The following is an 18,997-nucleotide window of genomic DNA, read 5'->3' as shown; positions in this document are numbered from 1 at the left end:
GACACCCACATGCTGAATATTCTGTGGCTTGCATTTTTTATTCTAGGAAGCCTGTCCGCAGGTATTCAGTGGCTCTGGTTCGGTGATGCCGCAGTCCTGAGCCGCATGGTCAACAGCCTCTTTGAAATGGCCAAAGTGTCTGTGGATATTATGCTCGTGCTTTTTGGGACGCTCACGCTTTGGCTAGGACTTTTACGCATCGCCGAACGAGCTGGCGCGGTTGCCACTTTATCGCGCTGGCTCTCTCCACTGTTTGCTCGCCTCATGCCTGGGGTGCCCAGAGGCCATCCGGCTTTGGGACTGATTACGCTCAACTATGCCGCCAATGGTTTAGGACTGGACAATGCAGCAACACCTGTCGGTCTGCGTGCCATGCGAGAACTACAGTCGCTCAACCCTGATCCGCAAACTGCCACCAATGCACAAATTTTGTTTTTGGTGCTCAACACATCCTCGTTAACGCTTCTGCCAGTCACCATCTTTATGTACCGTTTGCAACAAGGTGCGGCGGATCCCGCCATGGTATTTCTGCCTATTCTGTTAGCGACCAGTGCATCGACCTTGGCCGGCTTTTTAGCGGTTGCTTGGATGCAGCGTTTACGCCTTCACGACCCAGTCGTTTTGCTCTGGACAGGAGCCGCCGCATTATTCATCAGTGGTCTGATTGCAATGGCCATGACGCTCAGTGCGGCGACGCTGAGCCATCTCTCCACGGTCAGCGGCAACTTTGCGCTCTTGGCTTGTATCGTGCTCTTTTTGATTCTGGGTGCAATTCGTAAAGTACCCGTTTATGAAGCGTTTGTGGAAGGTGCGAAAGAAGGCTTCTCGATCTCAAAAGAGCTGCTCCCCTATCTAGTCGCCATGCTGTGCGCGATCGGTTTTCTACGTGCTTCAGGCGCACTGGACTTCCTGCTCGACGCAATCCGTTATGTCTTTGAGTGGTTTCAAACCGACACCAAGTTTGTCGATGCGCTCCCGGTCGCATTGGTCAAACCCTTTTCTGGCAGTGCCGCCCGAGGATTGATGATCGAAACCATGCAACATCATGGGGTCGATAGCTTTGCAGCACTTCTGGCTGCAACATTGCAAGGCAGCACGGAAACGACGTTTTATGTCTTAGCAGTGTATTTTGGGTCAGTCGGTATTATTCGTGCACGCCATGCGGTAGGCTGTGCCTTAGTGGCTGACTTTGCTGGTATCACGGCAGCGATTTTGGTCTGTTATTTGTTTTTTCCGAACGTCCTCTAGAGCCTATGAAAATCATTATCGCACCCGATTCTTTCAAAGAAAGCCTCAGTGCACAAGAGGTTGCACAAGCCATTGCACGCGGCATTCATCAAGAAATTCCACATGCGCAGATTACAATGCTCCCCATGGCCGATGGCGGCGAAGGCACGCTCGACGCACTCGCACAGACCCTACAAGGCGAACTACGCCACGCAAACGTTGTAGATGCCCTAGGACGTCCTTGCCAAGCAAAATGGCTCAGATTCGCCCACGACAGTGCCATGATCGAAATGGCCAGTGCAGCAGGGCTGGATCAGCTTGAGCCACAAGACCGAAACGTTTTAATAGCCAACACATACGGCGTAGGATTGTTAATTTTGCAAGCGCTAGATACCGGTGTGCGCGAAATCACGCTCACAGCCGGAGGTTCTGCAACCAACGATGCGGGCATTGGCATGTTGTACGCGTTGGGAATGCGGTTTTTGGATGCACAAAACACCGAATTAACCCCCACTCCTCAGAATCTCTCAAAAATTGCAGCACTTGATCTCAGTGCAATGGATTCCAGAATTACAGATGTTCAATGGCGCATCATCACCGATGTTTCCAACCCACTCTGTGGTCCCCAAGGTGCCAGCGCAATCTTTGGCCCTCAAAAAGGCGCGACCCCCACACAAGTCGATGCGTTAGATGCCTCTTTGGGGCATTTTGCGAAGCTCACAGCACAACACCGTGGACATGACTTTTCTACACAGCCTGGCGCTGGCGCAGCGGGTGGCTTTGCCTTTGCCGCATTAGCCTGGCTCAATGCTGAACTACAAGCAGGTGCCTCTTGGATTGCCGATCAGATTCGTTTAGACGACTACCTATCACAAGCCGATCTGGTCATTACCGGTGAAGGCCGACTCGATGCGCAAACAGCACAAGGCAAAGCACCTTTGGAAGTCATACTTCGCGCACGATCCAAACGTGTGCCTGTCATTGCGATGGCAGGTACTTTGGGAGTGGGTTATCAAGATTTATATCAACACGGCCTACTAGCTGCTTACAGTTTAGTCAATGGACCCATGACACTTGAGCAGGCATTGGCAAATGCATCGAAGCTGCTAGAAGCCCAAGCACGTGACGTGATTCGAACGTTTACTTACTCGGCAATCGCTCTGTCAGGGCGTCGCTCAGACGAATAAAGCCTTCAAGGCTGACTTGCTCAGCCCGATCTGTTGGAGACACGCCCAGTGCATCCCAATCCAGCAGCGGCGTCCAGTCACCCAAAGCCTTACGGAGCATTTTGCGGCGTTGCGCAAACGCACGCTGCACCACTTCGGCAAAGAGTGCCTCATCTTTAGCTTTAGGACGATCCGCAGGTAGCGGCACCATCCGCACAATCGAAGATGTGACCTTAGGCACGGGTTCAAACGCCTGTGGATCGACATCAAAAAGCTTTCTCATCCGATAACGAGACTGCAGCATCACCGACAAACGGCTGTAATCTGAGGTGCCAGGCTTAGCCACCATGCGATCAACCACTTCTTTTTGCAGCATGAAATGCTGATCCCGCACATGATCGGCGTATGCCATCAACGCAAATAACAAAGGGGTAGAAATGTTGTAAGGCAAGTTGCCGACCACGCGTAATCGCTCACCGAGTTCGGAGTAATCTACGGCAAGCGCATCGGTTTCTACAATTGTTAATTGCTCAGGCGTATAGGTTTGACGCAAACGTTTAACCAGATCACGGTCAATTTCAATGACGGTCAAATGCTTAAGCGCCACTAACAAAGGCTCGGTCAATGCACCTAGACCGGGGCCGATTTCCACCATGCAATCACCCTCTTTGGGGGCAATGGCACGGACAATCGCATCGATCACAGAAAGATCTTTCAGAAAGTTCTGACCAAACCGGGCACGCGCCTGATGAGTTCGTTGATTGCTCATCAGAATCGCGCACCTAACATGTACAAAGTTTCTGATCTGTTCACGATCATGGACGGAACATCCGATTATCGATGTAAGCCTGTAGACGCATTTGCTGCATCCATGCATCAAACTGGGCGGCAGCCCGACGCTCAAACAACATCTGTCTGGCAATCGCACGGCGGGTTTCATCACCGACATCTTCCGTACGACGTTCCTGAACCTGAATCAGATGCCAGCCAAACTGGCTCTTCACGGGCTCACTGATTTCGCCAGGTTGAAGCTTATCCATTGCGGCTTCAAACTCAGGCACGGTTTGGCCTTTACCCACCCAGCCCAAATCACCACCTTGAGGGGCAGATGCATCTTCAGACACGCTTTTAGCAACCTGTTCAAATGGCTCCTGCCCTTCCACAATCCGTGCACGAGCGGCTTCTAAACGCGCTTTGGCAGCTTCATCATTTGTGATCGTTGTTGTGCGAATCAAAATGTGACGCGCTTTCGTCTGCTCTTCCATTACCGCGCCTTCAGGCATTTTGTACGGATCGACCGGTTTAGGTGGCTCAGGTGGTGGCTGTGGCACCGCTTGCTGTCCACCGGCTCGACGAACCATTTTCAGGATATGGAAACCAGCCGGGCTCTGAAAGACACCACTAATCTGACCGGGCTGAAGATTGCGCGCATAGCGCACAAAGAGATCAGGCCAACCATTGGCCGGACGCACACCCAGATCACCACCACGCACGGCTTCTGGCGCATCAGACTGAGAGATGGCCAGCTCTTCAAACGACTCACCACGACGCAAACGGGCGCGAATATCATCAATGCGCTTTTTAACTTCGGTCACTTTTTCAGGGCTCGCCCCTTCAGGCACACTCAAAAAGATCTGAGACAACTGCATAATCAACGGAGGAACCGGCTGCGCTTTGGGTTTAGGTGGTGGCGGAGGGGCCGCTCTTTTTGGGGGCTCCAAGCCACTGCTTTTACGAGCAGCTTGTTCTTTTAAAAAGGCATCCACTTCAGCATCGGATGGACGCACAATCTGGCTAGCTAAAGCAGTACGCACCTCATCAAGTGTGATGTCACGTGCCATCTGACGACGATAAGACGCCCAACTCATTCCTATACGCTGCAATTGCGCTTTGATTTGCGCAACGGTTGCATTGTTTTTACGGGCGATGTCTTCAATCGCTGCATCAATTGTTTGATCATTGACATTGATGCCCATGCGTTTGGATTCCTGCTGAATCACCCGCTCAGTAATCAACATTTCCAGGGCTTGCCTCTCCAGACGCTCCCTCGGTGGCAAAGGCAGGCGCTGTGATCGCAGTTCCATGGACAAACGGTCAGCTTGCTGATTGACTTCCTGCACAGTAATCGCTTCTTTATTGACGACTGCTGCAATTCCGTCCACGGGCGTTGGTGCGCGCGTCGCCTGTTTCGTACCGCCCCTGAGGCCCTGCGCTTGACCCGCAGTGGTCAGCAGCAAGCTCAGACAAAGGACAGCGAAGATTCGGGAGAAAACGCTTTGCACGTGTCTCATATTATTCATACCTTTCAAATTTACCGACGCCAGGAATATTAGGCGCAACACTCTGGTAATGCGGGATCGAACTATTGAGCAATCCCGACGGGTCTTGACCCAAGTTACCTAAGCCTGACAATTCTAGCTGGAAGAATATCGCATTGTTGACCGATTTCGGGTCCACAGCATAGCGCTGGTACACAACCCTGGCCGCCCAACAGCAATCACCTCGATACTCAAATCCCGCAATTGCTTGTGTGACTCGCGGTGCAATATCTCGCTTCGCGTCACTCAGCAATGAATAGTCCACACGGCCCACTGTGTAGATATTTGAAGTCAGTGGCCACTGGAAGGACAAGCTCACCTGATTCTGACCTTGAGGCTCATACAGCCCAACCGGCTGGTCCTGGAATCGATAAGACAAAGCCAGGCTAGTTGCCCGTTTAGGCAGCCAGCGAGCAGTGATTTGTGCACGTGACCAACGACTTGTGTGCGGATCATACTTAAGCGACGTATTGGCCGATAACGTATCGGTCAAAGCGGCCGAGGCTCTGAATAAAAAGTCTGAGCGCGAATTATCTCGAATCGTTTCACCGGGCAGGAATACTTTCTGATCCTCAAAATAGTAACGCTGAGCGACTCCCAGACTGGCACGTTCAAACCCGGTCTCTTCATCCAGCCAGCGGGTACTCAAAGCCAAGGTCAGCTGATTCGCATTGGCAATCCGATCCCATCCCCCTGAGTACACGTTCTCCTGGAAGGCTTGAGAAAAGCTAAACGCAGACAAACTCGTGTCGTACACCGGTAAATGCGCTTGATCCCGATACGGAACACGTAGGTAATAAATCCGTGGTTCCAGCGTCTGAATCGCACCTTTCCCAAAAAACTGTGTATTGCGCTCAAACGTCATGCCTGCGTCGACTGAGAACAGCGGCAACGCTCGAGTTGCATTGGTTTGCTGCAAACCGCCCATCTTAAATTGATGCCAGTCCGTTTCATATTGCGTCAAATGAAAACCTGCTTTTGGTGTGATGTACCAACCAGGTCTCACGAAAGGATAAGCCACCGTTGTATAGGACTCAAATCTTGACCCATCGGGACCTAACGGTTGTCCCGTCTCACCCAATGAGCGTCTGAACCAAGTCGCTGTGTTTTCGGTTTTGACATCAAACCCATACCAGTTATAACGCGCTCCGTTCAATGTCAATCTGGGCAATTGATCATACTGTGGGGTCACATCAGCTAATGTCTGGTAGGTCGCCACCGTCGCATCGGCGCGCCAGTATTGATTGGACCAGCCCAATGTTCCCGTGCGCGGCAAGTAACTGGTACTAGCTTGATTAATTTCCAGGGTTGTGAAATCTCGCAGATAATCTTTATCTGAAACTCCGTTCAAATTCCAGTTCGCATAAAACCCCGCACCTAGATTTTGATAGTGTTTCCATGCATATGACCAGCGTTTGCGATCAGACGCAATATCATGCGCCAAGTAAGTCCCTGACATTTCACCATTGAAATTCGGCTGTAAATAACGGAACTCACCGCCCAACATCAGACCGCGCTTGCTCATCGGTCTGAAATACATCGTCGCATCATAATTTGGGGCGATGTTGAAGTAGTACGGCAAAAGCATTTCCATCCCGGTGCGGCTGGTGTTCGCAAACGTGGGGATCAAAAACCCAGATTTACGTTCAGCACGGATTGGAAACGTTAGATAAGGTGATGCCAGAATGGGTACACCCTTGAAATACAGCACGCCATTTCTGGCAACGCCCTCGTTCTCATCAAAATGCAGATCCAGCTTGCTTGACTCGATGTACCAAGCTGGATCAGGGCACGGACAACCGCTATAAGTCATGTCATGCACAGTCATGAAATCACGGTTATGGATTTGTGCTAAAGAACCAACACCAGCGCCCCCGTTTTCTAGCCAGAAGTTCGGTTGCTGCACTTCACCTTGGTCATGAGTCATGTCAAAGCGCAGGCTCGGACCCACAACGACATTACCGTCTTGAATCAAACGCGCATTGCCTTCAGCGGAGACTTCATTTTTTGTTTGATCAAAATGCAATCGCTGACCACGCACCACCGTATCGGCACGACGAGCCGAGGCCGTCCCCGTCAAGGTGGCACTTTGATCGGGCTGTGAAACCATCTGATCCGCTTCGAGATAGATAGGCAATCTATCGGTATCCACCATGACAGGTTGTAAAGCGCTGGAGGCTCGCAACCCAGACATCAGACTCACTTCTGCCGCACTTTGTGCGTGTGCAACCGAGCTCGCGACAGCCATCGACGCGAACGACACCCAAGCCACATTCATCAGAAGTTTCAAACGCCGTGCATACAAAACGAAATTCGACTCACTTAAAAAAGACAGGCCCATCCTCGCGGATAGGTCTTCAGACGCATTATTATAGAGATCTGCAATCCCGTTCAGGAATCTTTTGCCCATGACCCACATGTCTGCCCAGAAATCACGCCAAACCCAGCTTCAGCAGTGGCTTTCAGAACTACCTGCATCCCTGCAACTGAACCTATCCACACGGCAACCAGCCTCAAGTGACGCCAGTTTCCGTCATTACGAACGCATTCAAGCCGATCAGCGCACGCTAATCATCATGGATGCGCCACCTGCACAAGAGGACTGCCGAGCTTTTGTCGATATCACCAAACGCCTATCCGATGTAGGATTGCATGTCCCCGAGATTCTTGCACAAAACATCGAGCAAGGGTTCTTACTTCTGAGTGACCTCGGTCATCAGACCTATTATGACGCGATTCAGCAGGGACTGGACGAGACTACCCTACAAAAACTGTATCTTCCCGTTCTAGACGCATTGGTTACTTTGCAAACTGCCAATAGTGATGGCCTGCCGATCTATGATGAATCGCGACTTGTGCAAGAGTTACAGCTCTTTACCGAATGGTATGTCAATATTCATCACAACACATCCCTCACGCCGACAGAAACGCAAGCGCTCGCAACCATCTTCAGTGAATTGGCAGCGTCAGTTGCCTCACAACCTCGAGTCCTCGTGCATCGGGATTTCCATAGCCCCAACCTGATGATCCCGACTGATGCACAAACCATCATACCTGGCATCATCGATTACCAAGATGCGGTTCATGGTGCAATTAGTTACGACCTCGCTTCATTAGTCTTTGATGCGCGCACAACCTGGGAAGAGCCTCAACAACTTGATTGGGCAATTCGCTATTGGGAGAAAGCGCGTGCAAAGGGTCTACCAGTGCCCGATGACTTTGCAGTATTTCATGCGCACTACGAATGGACAGGGCTGCAGCGCAACTTACGTATCCTCGGGGTCTTTGCTCGCTTACATCACCGTGATCAGAAAAGCCATTATCTGAATCACATCCCCCGTGTCGTTGCATATGTCCGACAAGTCGCTCGACGCTATCGTCCCTTTGGTCCTTTGCTGAAACTCCTAGACCGACTAGAGGGCACTGAAACCACGACTTTATTGACGTTCTAATCATGCGAGCGATGTTACTGGCTGCAGGCCGAGGACAACGAATGCGTCCATTGACCGACACCACTCCCAAACCACTCTTAAAAGTTGGGGGCCTTCCATTGATCGAATGGCATTTACGGCATTTATCCAAAGCCGGGTTTCAAGAGGTTGTCGTCAACCATGCTTGGTTGGGTGCACAAATCGAAACATTTTTGGGCGATGGGAGCAACTGGAACCTTAGGATTCACCACAGCCCAGAAACTCAAGCGCTTGAAACCGCAGGCGGTATCGTGGGGGCGCTACCGTTTTTAGGTGAAGAGCCGTTTTTAGTCATCAATGCCGATGTCTGGACCGACTGGAACCCCCTACAAGCTTTAGATATCGCGCAGCGTTTTAAAGCACATCCAGAACAACTCGCGCATTTAGTGTTAGTGCCTAACCCCCCTCATCATCCCGAAGGGGATTTCACGCTCACAACCGATGGGTTTGTTCATAGCCCATCCGATGCGGCAATGAACAAGCTCACATTTAGTGGAATCGGCATTTATCGCCCTGAACTTTTTAAATCGCTGGCAGTCGGACAAGAACAGGCGCTTGCACCCGTTTTGCGTCATCAAATGTCACAACAAAAAGTCCGTGGTAGTTTATATACAGGACAATGGCATGACATCGGGACGGTTGAGAGATTGACCTGGCTGGATCAGAAGCTTTCCGATTCAAATTCGCCAAAAAACCTGACATCATAGGTCTACAAAACTTGTAGGATGCGTTAACCTCTCAGAATACTGCTTCAGATTGGAAGACGGCGCCCACGCAATTCACAACGCGATACGCGACGAATTTATCGGCGCATTAAACACAATAGGAAATTCATCATGGCTATTTTTGGAAGATCTCAGAAAAAGGTCTTCAGACCCTCTCTCTATGAATCCAGACGACGTACACGTCGACTACCGCGCTGGTTTGTACTGCTACTCGTCGGTATTGTGCTCGGCGCCGGTGGTGTTCTCATTTTGCAGGCCAGTTACGGACCCAAACGACTGACGGTCAGTGAGTCGCAAAAACTCACAGATGAGCTGGCCACCACAACGCATGAGCGACGACAACTCCAGGCTGATCTTGAAGAAGTGGAGCGTGCACGTGAAACAGAGAACGCACAAGCGACTCAAACGACACAGGAGTTACAGGCACGGGTCGATGAGTTAGAAATCAGACTGAAACCTTTACAAGACGAAATCAAACTGCTGACGCGTGCCATTAGCGCTGGCATGAAGTTTGACCCGATTGGTATTGCGGCTGCCTCTTTTGAGCCCGTCAACAACAAAGACATTGTGAAGTATCAAGTCTTATTGCTGCAAGAGAACGAAAAAAAACCAAGTTACGACGGTCGTATCGAAGTCACTTTTGAGGGTGTCTATCCAAATGGTCGCGCAGGCGCTGTGAAAGCACTGGTGGTTCCCTTTACGCTCGATCATTACGAGCAGTTAAATGGTGACGTGGAAATGCCCAAAGGTTTTAAGCCAAGCCGGGCCACTTTACGGGTATATCAGGCACAGGGCGATAAAGCATTAACCTATCGTACATACAACATCGCCAACAAGTAACCCATTGTGGCTTTCAACCCAGCGAAGCGGCGGGCACACACGTACTCTTGCCGCACCCTTTAATCAAATGGAGGCTCTTTAAATGAAAGGCGATCCTAAAGTGATTGAGCATCTTCAAGCTCAACTTAAAAACGAACTCACCGCGATTAACCAGTATTTCCTGCACTACCGCATGTTTAAACACTGGGGTCTGGATAAGCTGGCCGCAAAAGAATACGAAGAGTCCATCGGTGAAATGAAACACGCCGATCTGTTGATGGATCGAATCTTTATGCTGGATGGGCTGCCAAACTTGCAAGATCTAGGCAAAATCAATATCGGTGAAGACGTGGTCGAAGCCCTCAATGCCGATCTGATGCTTGAACGCGGTGCCCAACAAACCGTCAAAGATGGCATCACCTACTGTGAAAGCGTGCACGATTACGTCTCTCGTGCGCTCCTATTGCAAATTCTGGAAGATACCGAAGAACACATCGACTTCCTGGAAACCCAGCTTGAAGTCCTAGAGAAAGTTGGACTGCAGAACTATCTACAGTCTCAAATGGGCGAACTCGAATAAACCCCCACTGGGTGCGAATCAAATACTTTGATCGCACCCTTTTTTTCACCTGACAATTAAATAACCACAGCATTCAACAGGTTTTGGTTGCTAATGCAAATGAGAATAGGTACTATTGCGTTTACTTAATTAATAGTTACAGGTACGCATCATGATTGTCTGCATCTGTCGCCGTGTCAGTGATAAAACAATTGCACAATGTGCCCGCTCGGGTTTGATGTTTGAAGATATACAGATTGACCACGGCGTTGCCACGCAATGTGGCAAATGCGAAGACAGTGCCCGCGCTATCTGGAGTGAATGCTGTTCACAGCCCGTGGCTCACTTGCAGAACGAGACCGTACAAAATGATGTCAGCGTAAACGCCTAAAAAACCAAAACGACGTTATTAATAAAACCGTAATAAAACACGTCCGCTCCGAAATATTTACACGATGATAGCTGCACCAAGACAGCTGCATTGAGATAATCCATCATTTATTTTTATCGACTTTTTCTGTCGCATCATGACGGCTTAGCTGATGCGTGTTTGAGCACGTCCACGTCTGCTCAAAAAGCCTTTAACCCTGCAATCACCTGAGTGTTTCCCCCCTGTTTTAAACATCCGCGTTCTCTGGCAAACTGTTGCGAGAACATGATCGAAATCGATTCAAAACCCACAGATCAAAAAAGCGCACAATTCGGTGCGTCACTATGGAGCTCCCTCATGAAAGTGCTGGAACCATTTCTTCAATGGCAACAAGACATTAAAGCAGTCCGACGTGATTTACACGCACACCCCGAACTCGCATTCGAAGAGGTTCGAACAGCCGACATTGTCGCTAAACATCTCACCGATCTCGGCATTGAAATTGACCGTGGACTCGGTGGAACCGGCGTAGTCGGCATTGTCCGTGGCACTTTGCCCGGGGACAAAGCCATTGGCTTAAGAGCCGACATGGACGCTTTGCCAATGCTTGAAGAAAACACCTTTGAGCATGCCAGCCGCCATGAAGGCAAAATGCATGGCTGTGGTCATGACGGCCATACGGCCATGCTCCTCAACGCTGCCCGCTATTTGGCTGAACATCGCGATTTCCCCGGAACCGTGTATCTGATCTTTCAGCCAGCTGAAGAAGGTGGGCATGCCGGTGCTCAAAAGATGATCGAAGACGGTTTATTTAAAAAATTCCCTATGGATGCTGTCTTTGGGATGCACAACTGGCCAGGCATGGCGGTCGGTGAGTTTGGTGTCACGCCAGGCCCCATCATGGCATCCAGCAACCTCTTTGAGATTGAGATTGAGGGCAAAGGCTCACATGCCGGTATGCCGCACTTGGGTTCCGACAGCATTGTGGCTGCCGTCCAAATTGCACAAGCTCTACAGACCATTATCAGCCGAAATCGTCACCCACTTGAAGCCGCTGTGCTGAGCATTACCCAAATCCATGCGGGTAGCGCCATGAATGTTTTACCAGGCATCGCAGAAATCAAAGGCACCGTACGCACCTTCTCAATGGACGTTCTCGAACTCATCGAATCACGCATGCAAGAAGTGGTCACTGGCATTGCGCAGGCCATGGGCTGTGAGGGCCGTCTGACGTTTGATCGTCGCTATCCACCCACCATCAACGAAGAAAAGCAAACGGCAATTTGCATTGACACCATGCGCAGCATTGTGGGTGATGATCGTGTCAATCCCAGCGTAGTACCGACCATGGGTGCCGAAGACTTTGCGTTCATGCTTCAAGAAGTGCCAGGCTGTTACGTCTGGATCGGCAATGGTGAAGGCGAGCACAGAGAAGCGGGTCACGGTATGGGACCTTGCATGTTACACAACGGATCGTATGACTTTAACGACGAGCTCTTACCACTCGGCGCCACCTATTGGGTGCGTTTAGTCCAAGATTGGTTCAAAAAGTCGGAAAAACAAGGGTAAATACTCCTCCCGCTCCCTCACAAAACCTGTCACGATTAGACCTGTGGGCGGTTGCAATTTATTGAGTAAATTCAGCCGCCAAAAAAATGAAAACAATGTTTCACTCAGGAGTCGTTTGTATGTCTAAATCTTTGCGTGTCCTGCCAGTCGCTCTGGCCTGTGCTTTTGCGTTTGGTATGGGTTCGGCTCAAGCCGACGAACTTCGTATTGGTTTGTCCGCTGAGCCCAGCTCAATTGACCCCCACTACCATAACCTTGCGCCTAACAACGCACTGGTACGTCAGGTCTATGAGCCTTTGCTCGCACAAGGCCCCAGTCAGGAACTGCTCCCAGGTCTAGCTGAAAGCTGGGCACCTGTCGACGATACGACGTGGGAATTCAAGATTCGTAAAAATGCCAAATTCGGTAACGGCAACCCCGTGACCGTGGATGACGTCATCGCAACGATGGAGCGTGTGCCCGATGTGCCCCGCTCACCTGCAAGCTTCGCGCAATTCTTGACTGGCATGAAGTTTGAGAAGGTTGACGATCACACATTACACGTTAAAACCGACAAACCATCACCTCTAGTCCCCAACATGATCTCCGTGATTGCGATTGTGGCCAAAGAGTGCGCTGACAATAACAACTTCACCACAGAAGACTTTAACGCCCTGAAATGCGATGGCGGCAGCGGTCCATTCAAGTTCTCCGAGTTCAAACCTGGTGATCGCACAGTCATGGTCAAAAATCCTCACTACTGGGGTGAGGATCCGGGCTGGGACAAAGTCACTTTCCGCTACCTGACATCTGGTCCAACCCGCGTCGCTGGTTTGCTGGCCGATGACGTCGATGTCATCGAAGCCATCCCGCCCACTGACATCGCTCAGTTGCGCGCCAACCCGAACATCAACGTGACAGACACACTTTCAAACCGCGTCATTTATCTGCACATGGACCAGTTCCGTGAGAACTCACCTTTCGTGACCGCCAAAGACGGCTCAGCCATCAAAAACCCACTGCTTGATCAGCGTGTGCGTCAAGCCATGTCGATGGCGATTAACCGCCCAGCCATTGCAGAACGCATCATGGATGGCGCAGCTGTGCCAGCCGAGCAAGTTCTGGCCAAATCTTTCTTTGGGACTTCACAAAACCTTGAAGCACCGAAGTTTGACTTGGCAGGCGCTAAAAAACTGCTGGAAGAAGCAGGCTACAAAGACGGCTTTAAGCTGAAGATCCATGGTCCTGCAGGTCGTTACACCAACGACACGCAAATTCTGGAAGCAGTCGCTCAGATGTTGACTCGCTTGGGGCTGGATGTTGAAATCGAAACCATGCCACCCGCCAACTTCTTTACGCGCGCTTCCACAGGTGCTGATGGCGCACCAGAGTTCTCCATGATTCTGGCTGGTTGGGGTGCAGGAACAGGTGAAACATCCGGTTCATTGCGTTCCCTGATGGGTACGGTCGACAAAGAGAAAGGTTCTGGCGCTGCTAACCGCGGTCGTTATTCCAACCCAGTCTTTGACGCCAAGCTCGACGAGGCACTGACCGTTGTCGATGATGCCAAACGCGCTGCCTTGCTGGGTGAAGCCTCTGAGATCGGCTTTAAGGATCTGGGTATTATCCCCATCCACTACCAAACCAACGTCTGGGCCTCCAAAAAGGATCTGGATGTGACTGCACGCGCTGACGAATACTCTGTCGCTGCTGGTATCAAGAAGAAATAAACAGTAAGTCCTGATACACACCACCCGGGCGCGGGTGGTGCGTGAATTGACTGCCCTGATTCAGGCCGCAGTCCGGTGTACTGTTGTCATGTCTTTTAGTCGGTAATCCCACACTATGCTGTCATTTCTTATTCGACGCCTTGGGCAGGCTTTGCTTGTCATTGCCGTCATGATTGTCTTGGTTTTTTTCGGGGTCAACGTGGTTGGCGATCCGATCTGGATGCTGATCTCGCCTGAAATGGATCAGGAAGCGATCGCGAAAACTGCCGCTGCCCTTGGGCTAGACAAACCGATCACAGAGCAGTTCTGGCATTTCCTGATGGGAATTCTCCAGGGTGACTTTGGTCGTAGTTTTGTTCATGGTGAGCCCGCGATTCAGTTGATTCTCGCTCGCATGGGCGCCACAATGGAACTGGCGATTGCTGCCTTGCTGATGGCCATCGTTTTTGGTTTACCGTTGGGCTTATACGCAGGTCTGTTCCCAGAGCGCAAATCATCACGTGCCATTATGTCTGGTTCGATTCTGGGCTTCTCACTGCCCACCTTCTGGGTCGGTCTAATGCTCATTATGCTGTTTGCCGTGATGCTGGGCTGGTTACCCGCCTCAGGTCGCGGACAAACGGGGGAGTTCCTAGGTATCCATTCGAGCCTATTTACGATCAATGGCTGGAAACACTTGGCATTACCTGCTGTGAACTTGGCACTTCTGAAGATTAGTCTCATGATTCGTCTATCACGTGCAGGTACACGCGAAGCGATGCTCATGGATTATGTGAAATTTGCACGTGCCAAAGGGCTACCACAAAGTCGCATTATTCGCGTCCACGTCCTTAAAAACATCCTGATTCCAATCATCACTGTTCTTGGACTTGAGTTTGGTTCACTGGTGGCATTCTCTGTCGTCACTGAAACCATTTTCTCCTGGCCGGGCATGGGTAAGCTGCTACTCGAAGCCATCCAGCGTCTGGATCGCCCAGTGATTGTGGCCTACATCATGGTGGTGGTGATTCTCTTTGTCATCATCAACCTCATCGTGGATATTCTGTATTCCGTTCTGGATCCCAGAGTCCGACTGGCTGACACGAAAGGTTAAATAGCTTCATGAATACTTCAACAAATACTGAAACCGTTACGACGCCAGCGCCCAAACCGATTCTGGCTGACACCCCTTGGCGCCGGTTCGCACGATCATTTTTTGATGACAAGATTGCCGTCGTCGGTTTGATCCTGCTCCTGCTCATCGTGACATTAGCCATTCTGGCTCCTTGGATTACCCCACAAAACCCTTACGATCTGGCGAGCGTGGACCTGATGGATTCGCGCTTAGAACCCGGTGAACAAACCATGGATGGCTTTACAGCCTGGATTGGAACTGACGGCGTGGGGCGCGACCTGTACTCCGGCATTCTGTATGGTCTGCGCATTTCGTTGGCCGTTGGCGTGTTATCTGGCGTGATTGCCGCCACACTTGGGATGTCAATTGGTTTGATTGCCTCCTATCTTGGCGGTCGTGTGGAAACCATCGTCATGCGGATTGTTGACTTGCAACTATCGCTGCCGGCCATTCTGATTGCCCTGATTCTGGTCGCTGCACTTGGCAAAGGCGTCGACAAAATCATCATTGCGCTGATTGTGGTTCAGTGGGCGTATTACGCTCGAACTGTACGCGGCACAGCTTTGGTGGAACGCAGTAAAGAGTACGTCGAGGCGGCTAAATCGCTTGGGTTGTCTAAAACCCGGATTGTGTTTCGGCACATTTTGCCAAACTGTTTGGCCCCTGTGATTGTGGTGTTAACCGTGCAAACTGCACACGCCATTTCACTCGAAGCGACCCTGTCCTTCTTAGGCGTTGGCTTGCCGCAAACAGAACCCTCATTGGGTGTGTTGATTGCCAACGGGTTTCAATACATGCTGAGTGGTCGTTATTGGATTAGTTTTTTCCCGGGCCTGGCCTTGGTGTTGACAATTGTCTCCATCAACTTGGTGGGTGACCGAATTCGTGACGTACTCAACCCGCGTCTGGAGAAATAATTGTGAAAGAAGTTTTAGTCGTTGAAGATCTCGCCACGCACTTCATTACCCGTGCAGGCGTCATTAAAGCTGTCGACGGTGTCTCTTTCACAGTCGGTGAAGGCGAAGTCTTGGGTCTGGTCGGTGAATCAGGCTCCGGCAAATCCGTCACAGGTTATTCCATCATGGGGTTGGTTGATCCACCCGGCAAAATTGTCGGCGGCTCTGTTCGTCTCGCAGGTGAAGAGATTGTCGGTCTTCCAGAAAACCGCTTGCAAGGGTTACGCGGTAAAGATGTCGCGATGATCTTCCAAGATCCCATGATGACTTTAAACCCCGTGCTGCGCATTGACACACAGATGGTCGAAGCGATTCTGACACATGAAAAAGTGTCACGTAAGGCCGCACTTGACCGTGCTCAACGCGCCCTAGAAAAAGTCGGTATTCCCGCAGCGGCTGAGCGCCTCAAAGCCTATCCGCACCAATTCTCGGGTGGGATGCGGCAACGTGTCGCGATTGCAACCGCTTTGCTCAACAACCCTAAAGTTATTATTGCGGATGAACCCACCACCGCACTGGACGTGACGATTCAGAGTCAGATTTTGGCTGAAATCCAGCAACTCTGTGCCGAAAGTGGAACCGCCTTGGTCTGGATCACGCACGATCTGACCGTGGTCGCCGGCCTGGCGCATCGCATTGCTGTGATGTATGCCGGTCGTGTCGTGGAAACAGGTCTGGTCGATGATGTGTTGGACAATCCAATCCACCCATACACACGGGGTCTGCTGCGTTCACTGCCCTCGGCTGTGAAGCAAGGTGAGCCTTTGGAACAAATTCCCGGTTCAACTCCATCGTTGGGCAATCTGCCACCCGGCTGTGCTTTTGCACCGCGCTGTCGCGATGCGACCAGCATTTGCCATGAAGTCGCACCGGAAGCTGTCAATTATCCGGGTGAACGTCAGGCACGTTGCCACCACCCCATTATTCTGCGCAAGCAGCAAGCATCAAACATGGAATCTGAGCCAGTATGAGTACACAACCGATCATTTCCATGCAAGGCATCTCGATGCGGTTTGTAAAACCCGTCGATACCGCCGGCAAAATCGCTAATCTACTCGGTGCTAAAAACGAGCCCGAAGTCGTTCATGCCGTCAACAACGTCAATCTGGACATCATGCCTGGTGAGGTCGTGGGTTTAGTGGGTGAATCAGGCTGTGGTAAATCCACGCTTGGACGAGTCGTCGCTGGTGTGTATTCACCCAGTGAAGGCACGATTCTCTATAACGGCCAAGATTTTCACAAAATGGGCGCACGCGGCCCAACCCTAGAAACATTAGCCGTACAGATGATTTTTCAGGATCCGATGGCGTCCCTGAATCCACGTATGCGCGTTCTGGATATTGTGGGTGAAGCACCAGTTGCTCATGGTCTGGTTGACAAGAAAGACATGCAAGATCATGTCGCGCAGGTTCTGACACGCGTGGGTCTAGATCCTGTCTATATGCGTCGCTACCCCCACCAATTCTCCGGTGGTCAGCGTGCACGGATCGGGATTGCCAGAGCGCTGGCCGTTAATCCAAAGTTTCTCGTCTGTGACGAAAGTGTTGCGGCACTCGACGTGTCGATTCAGGCCCAAGTTCTGAACTTATTTATGGACTTGCGCCGTGAGCTCAATCTCACCTATTTGTTTATCAGTCACGACTTGAGTGTGGTGCGCTATCTGTCTGATCGCGTGGTCATTATGTACCTCGGTCGCGTGGTGGAATCAGCACCGGTACAGCAGATGTTTGAAGGGCCTAATCACCCGTATTCACAAGCCTTGCTTGACAACGTGCCAACCCTACAGAACCGCAAACAGCGCTTCTCAACGATTAAAGGTGAGATTCCTTCTCCATTGCACCCACCCTCAGGCTGTCACTTCCATCCTCGCTGCCCTAAGGCAGGTCCACGCTGTCAGCGTGAAGAACCTAAATTGCGCCAATTGGCTCCTGGCCATTTCAGCGCCTGCCATCTCAATGATGGCGGTACCGAATAACTTTTAATGCTCAAATAGATAAAGGACATCACAATGAGCCAGTATCCGATTGAACTTCAGGCCCCAGATATTCGCCAATGGGAAAACGGCAACACCGGCGTGCCCTATGTTTGGGAGTTTGACAGCGGGCAGCCAGGACCCACCGTCATGGTGCAAGCCGTCACCCACGGCAATGAAATCTGTGGCGCAATCGCAGTGGACTGGTTTCTTTCAAAAAAACTCTTACCAGAAGCTGGCAAACTCATTTTGTCATTCGGTAATGTGGCCGCATACGCGCGCTGGAACCCCGGCAACCCCGCGGCCAACCGCTATGTAGATCAGGATCTGAACCGCGTCTGGGGCGATGATGTCCTCAATAGCGATGAAGATTCGGTTGAATTGCGCCGTGCCCGAGAACTAGTTCGCTTTGTTGATCAAGCTGATTACATCTTGGATATCCACTCCATGCACGAACACTGTGCACCACTCATGGTTTGTGGAACCGATGGCAAAGGCGCAGACAAAGCCGTCAGCATCTCCCGTCGTATGGGGGTGCCCGAATACCTTATGTACGACACAGGTCATCCGGCTGGACTTCGCATGATTGAACGCGGTGCATTTGCCGACCCGGCGAGCCCTAAAACCGCTATCTTAGTGGAGTGTGGGCAGCACTGGGAAAAACTAGCAGGCGATGTCGCCAAAGACACCCTAATGCGCTTTTTAGTGCAAACAGGCACACTGTCTCTCGCAACCGCACAGCCCCACTTCTACCCAAACCTCGATTACAGCGGTCGTCAGCGTGTGATAGCCGTCACCGAGGCCGTGGTCGCCGAATCAGAAAAATTCTCTTTTGTGAAACCCTTCACGGGTCTAGAAGTGTTGGCCAAAAAGGGCGAGCCAATTGCTATCAATGGCGATAAAACGGTCACTGCCCCTTATGACAACACCGTTTTAGTGATGCCTTCTGTCGCGAAACAATGGCGAATTGGCACGACCATGGTGCGTCTTGGCCGTTTGATCAACGATTAAACCATCACCTCT

At 51.1% G+C, this 18,997-nt stretch carries 17 protein-coding genes; 14 read left to right on the top strand and 3 right to left on the bottom strand.

Annotated features, from left to right (window positions below):
* Positions 1-9 precede the first annotated feature (9 nt).
* Both ACOI06_RS04535 and ACOI06_RS04530 read left to right on the top strand, forming a co-directional pair.
* On the top strand, positions 10-1,248 hold the full coding sequence (locus ACOI06_RS04535; protein ID WP_420661331.1) for a nucleoside recognition domain-containing protein: 1,239 nt from the start codon (positions 10-12) through the stop codon (positions 1,246-1,248).
* 5 nt (positions 1,249-1,253) lie between these two features.
* A complete protein-coding gene (locus ACOI06_RS04530) occupies positions 1,254-2,414 on the top strand; it encodes a glycerate kinase (protein ID WP_420661330.1) in 1,161 nt (386 codons plus the stop codon).
* Here the strand turns inward: ACOI06_RS04530 and rsmA are convergent.
* From rsmA to ACOI06_RS04515, 3 genes are read right to left on the bottom strand one after another with little or no spacing between them, the layout of a single operon-like run.
* Positions 2,368-3,162, bottom strand: a complete 795-nt coding sequence (gene rsmA, locus ACOI06_RS04525; protein ID WP_420661329.1) for a 16S rRNA (adenine(1518)-N(6)/adenine(1519)-N(6))-dimethyltransferase RsmA — start codon at positions 3,160-3,162, stop codon at positions 2,368-2,370. The genes ACOI06_RS04530 and rsmA overlap by 47 nt on opposite strands.
* A 46-nt stretch (positions 3,163-3,208) precedes the next feature.
* Positions 3,209-4,684 carry a peptidylprolyl isomerase gene (locus ACOI06_RS04520; protein WP_420661328.1) on the bottom strand — a complete coding sequence of 492 codons (1,476 nt, stop codon included), beginning with the start codon at positions 4,682-4,684 and terminating at the stop codon, positions 3,209-3,211.
* Between the two features lies 1 nt (position 4,685).
* Positions 4,686-6,989, bottom strand: a complete 2,304-nt coding sequence (locus tag ACOI06_RS04515; protein WP_420661327.1) for an LPS-assembly protein LptD — start codon at positions 6,987-6,989, stop codon at positions 4,686-4,688.
* Between the two features lie 130 nt (positions 6,990-7,119).
* On the opposite strand from ACOI06_RS04515, the gene ACOI06_RS04510 reads away from it, so the two are divergent.
* From ACOI06_RS04510 to ACOI06_RS04455, 12 genes are all read left to right on the top strand, one after another.
* A complete protein-coding gene (locus tag ACOI06_RS04510; protein WP_420661326.1) occupies positions 7,120-8,163 on the top strand; it encodes an aminoglycoside phosphotransferase family protein in 1,044 nt (347 codons plus the stop codon).
* Positions 8,164-8,165: 2 nt separating this feature from the next.
* On the top strand, positions 8,166-8,888 hold the full coding sequence (gene murU, locus ACOI06_RS04505) for an N-acetylmuramate alpha-1-phosphate uridylyltransferase MurU (RefSeq protein ID WP_420661325.1): 723 nt from the start codon (positions 8,166-8,168) through the stop codon (positions 8,886-8,888).
* Between the two features lie 129 nt (positions 8,889-9,017).
* Positions 9,018-9,746: a DUF6776 family protein gene (locus ACOI06_RS04500; RefSeq protein ID WP_420661324.1), complete on the top strand. Its 729-nt coding sequence runs from the start codon at positions 9,018-9,020 to the stop codon at positions 9,744-9,746.
* Positions 9,747-9,828: 82 nt separating this feature from the next.
* The gene (bfr, locus tag ACOI06_RS04495; protein ID WP_420661323.1) at positions 9,829-10,305 is read left to right on the top strand and encodes a bacterioferritin; all 477 of its coding nucleotides are present in this window, start codon (positions 9,829-9,831) and stop codon (positions 10,303-10,305) included.
* 151 nt (positions 10,306-10,456) lie between these two features.
* Positions 10,457-10,675: a (2Fe-2S)-binding protein gene (locus ACOI06_RS04490; protein ID WP_420661322.1), complete on the top strand. Its 219-nt coding sequence runs from the start codon at positions 10,457-10,459 to the stop codon at positions 10,673-10,675.
* A 336-nt stretch (positions 10,676-11,011) separates the two neighbouring features.
* A complete protein-coding gene (locus tag ACOI06_RS04485) occupies positions 11,012-12,223 on the top strand; it encodes a M20 aminoacylase family protein (protein WP_420661321.1) in 1,212 nt (403 codons plus the stop codon).
* Positions 12,224-12,342: 119 nt separating this feature from the next.
* A complete protein-coding gene (locus tag ACOI06_RS04480) occupies positions 12,343-13,932 on the top strand; it encodes an ABC transporter substrate-binding protein (protein ID WP_420661320.1) in 1,590 nt (529 codons plus the stop codon).
* A gap of 115 nt (positions 13,933-14,047) precedes the next feature.
* Positions 14,048-15,025: an ABC transporter permease gene (locus tag ACOI06_RS04475; protein WP_420661319.1), complete on the top strand. Its 978-nt coding sequence runs from the start codon at positions 14,048-14,050 to the stop codon at positions 15,023-15,025.
* A gap of 8 nt (positions 15,026-15,033) precedes the next feature.
* Positions 15,034-15,963 carry an ABC transporter permease gene (locus ACOI06_RS04470; protein WP_420661318.1) on the top strand — a complete coding sequence of 310 codons (930 nt, stop codon included), beginning with the start codon at positions 15,034-15,036 and terminating at the stop codon, positions 15,961-15,963.
* Positions 15,963-16,973, top strand: a complete 1,011-nt coding sequence (locus ACOI06_RS04465) for an ABC transporter ATP-binding protein (RefSeq protein ID WP_420661471.1) — start codon at positions 15,963-15,965, stop codon at positions 16,971-16,973. Before ACOI06_RS04470 ends, ACOI06_RS04465 begins: the two co-directional genes overlap by 1 nt.
* Positions 16,970-17,977 carry an ABC transporter ATP-binding protein gene (locus ACOI06_RS04460; protein WP_420661317.1) on the top strand — a complete coding sequence of 336 codons (1,008 nt, stop codon included), beginning with the start codon at positions 16,970-16,972 and terminating at the stop codon, positions 17,975-17,977. Before ACOI06_RS04465 ends, ACOI06_RS04460 begins: the two co-directional genes overlap by 4 nt.
* A gap of 33 nt (positions 17,978-18,010) precedes the next feature.
* Positions 18,011-18,985, top strand: coding sequence for a succinylglutamate desuccinylase (locus tag ACOI06_RS04455; protein ID WP_420661316.1), 975 nt, complete (start codon positions 18,011-18,013; stop codon positions 18,983-18,985).
* The last annotated feature ends 12 nt before the right edge of the window (positions 18,986-18,997 follow it).

This window comes from Orrella sp. 11846, assembly GCF_048820935.1.
GTDB lineage: Bacteria > Pseudomonadota > Gammaproteobacteria > Burkholderiales > Burkholderiaceae_B > Algicoccus.
Note: the sequence above shows the minus strand (reverse complement) of the source record. Positions and strands in the feature narration are given on the sequence as shown.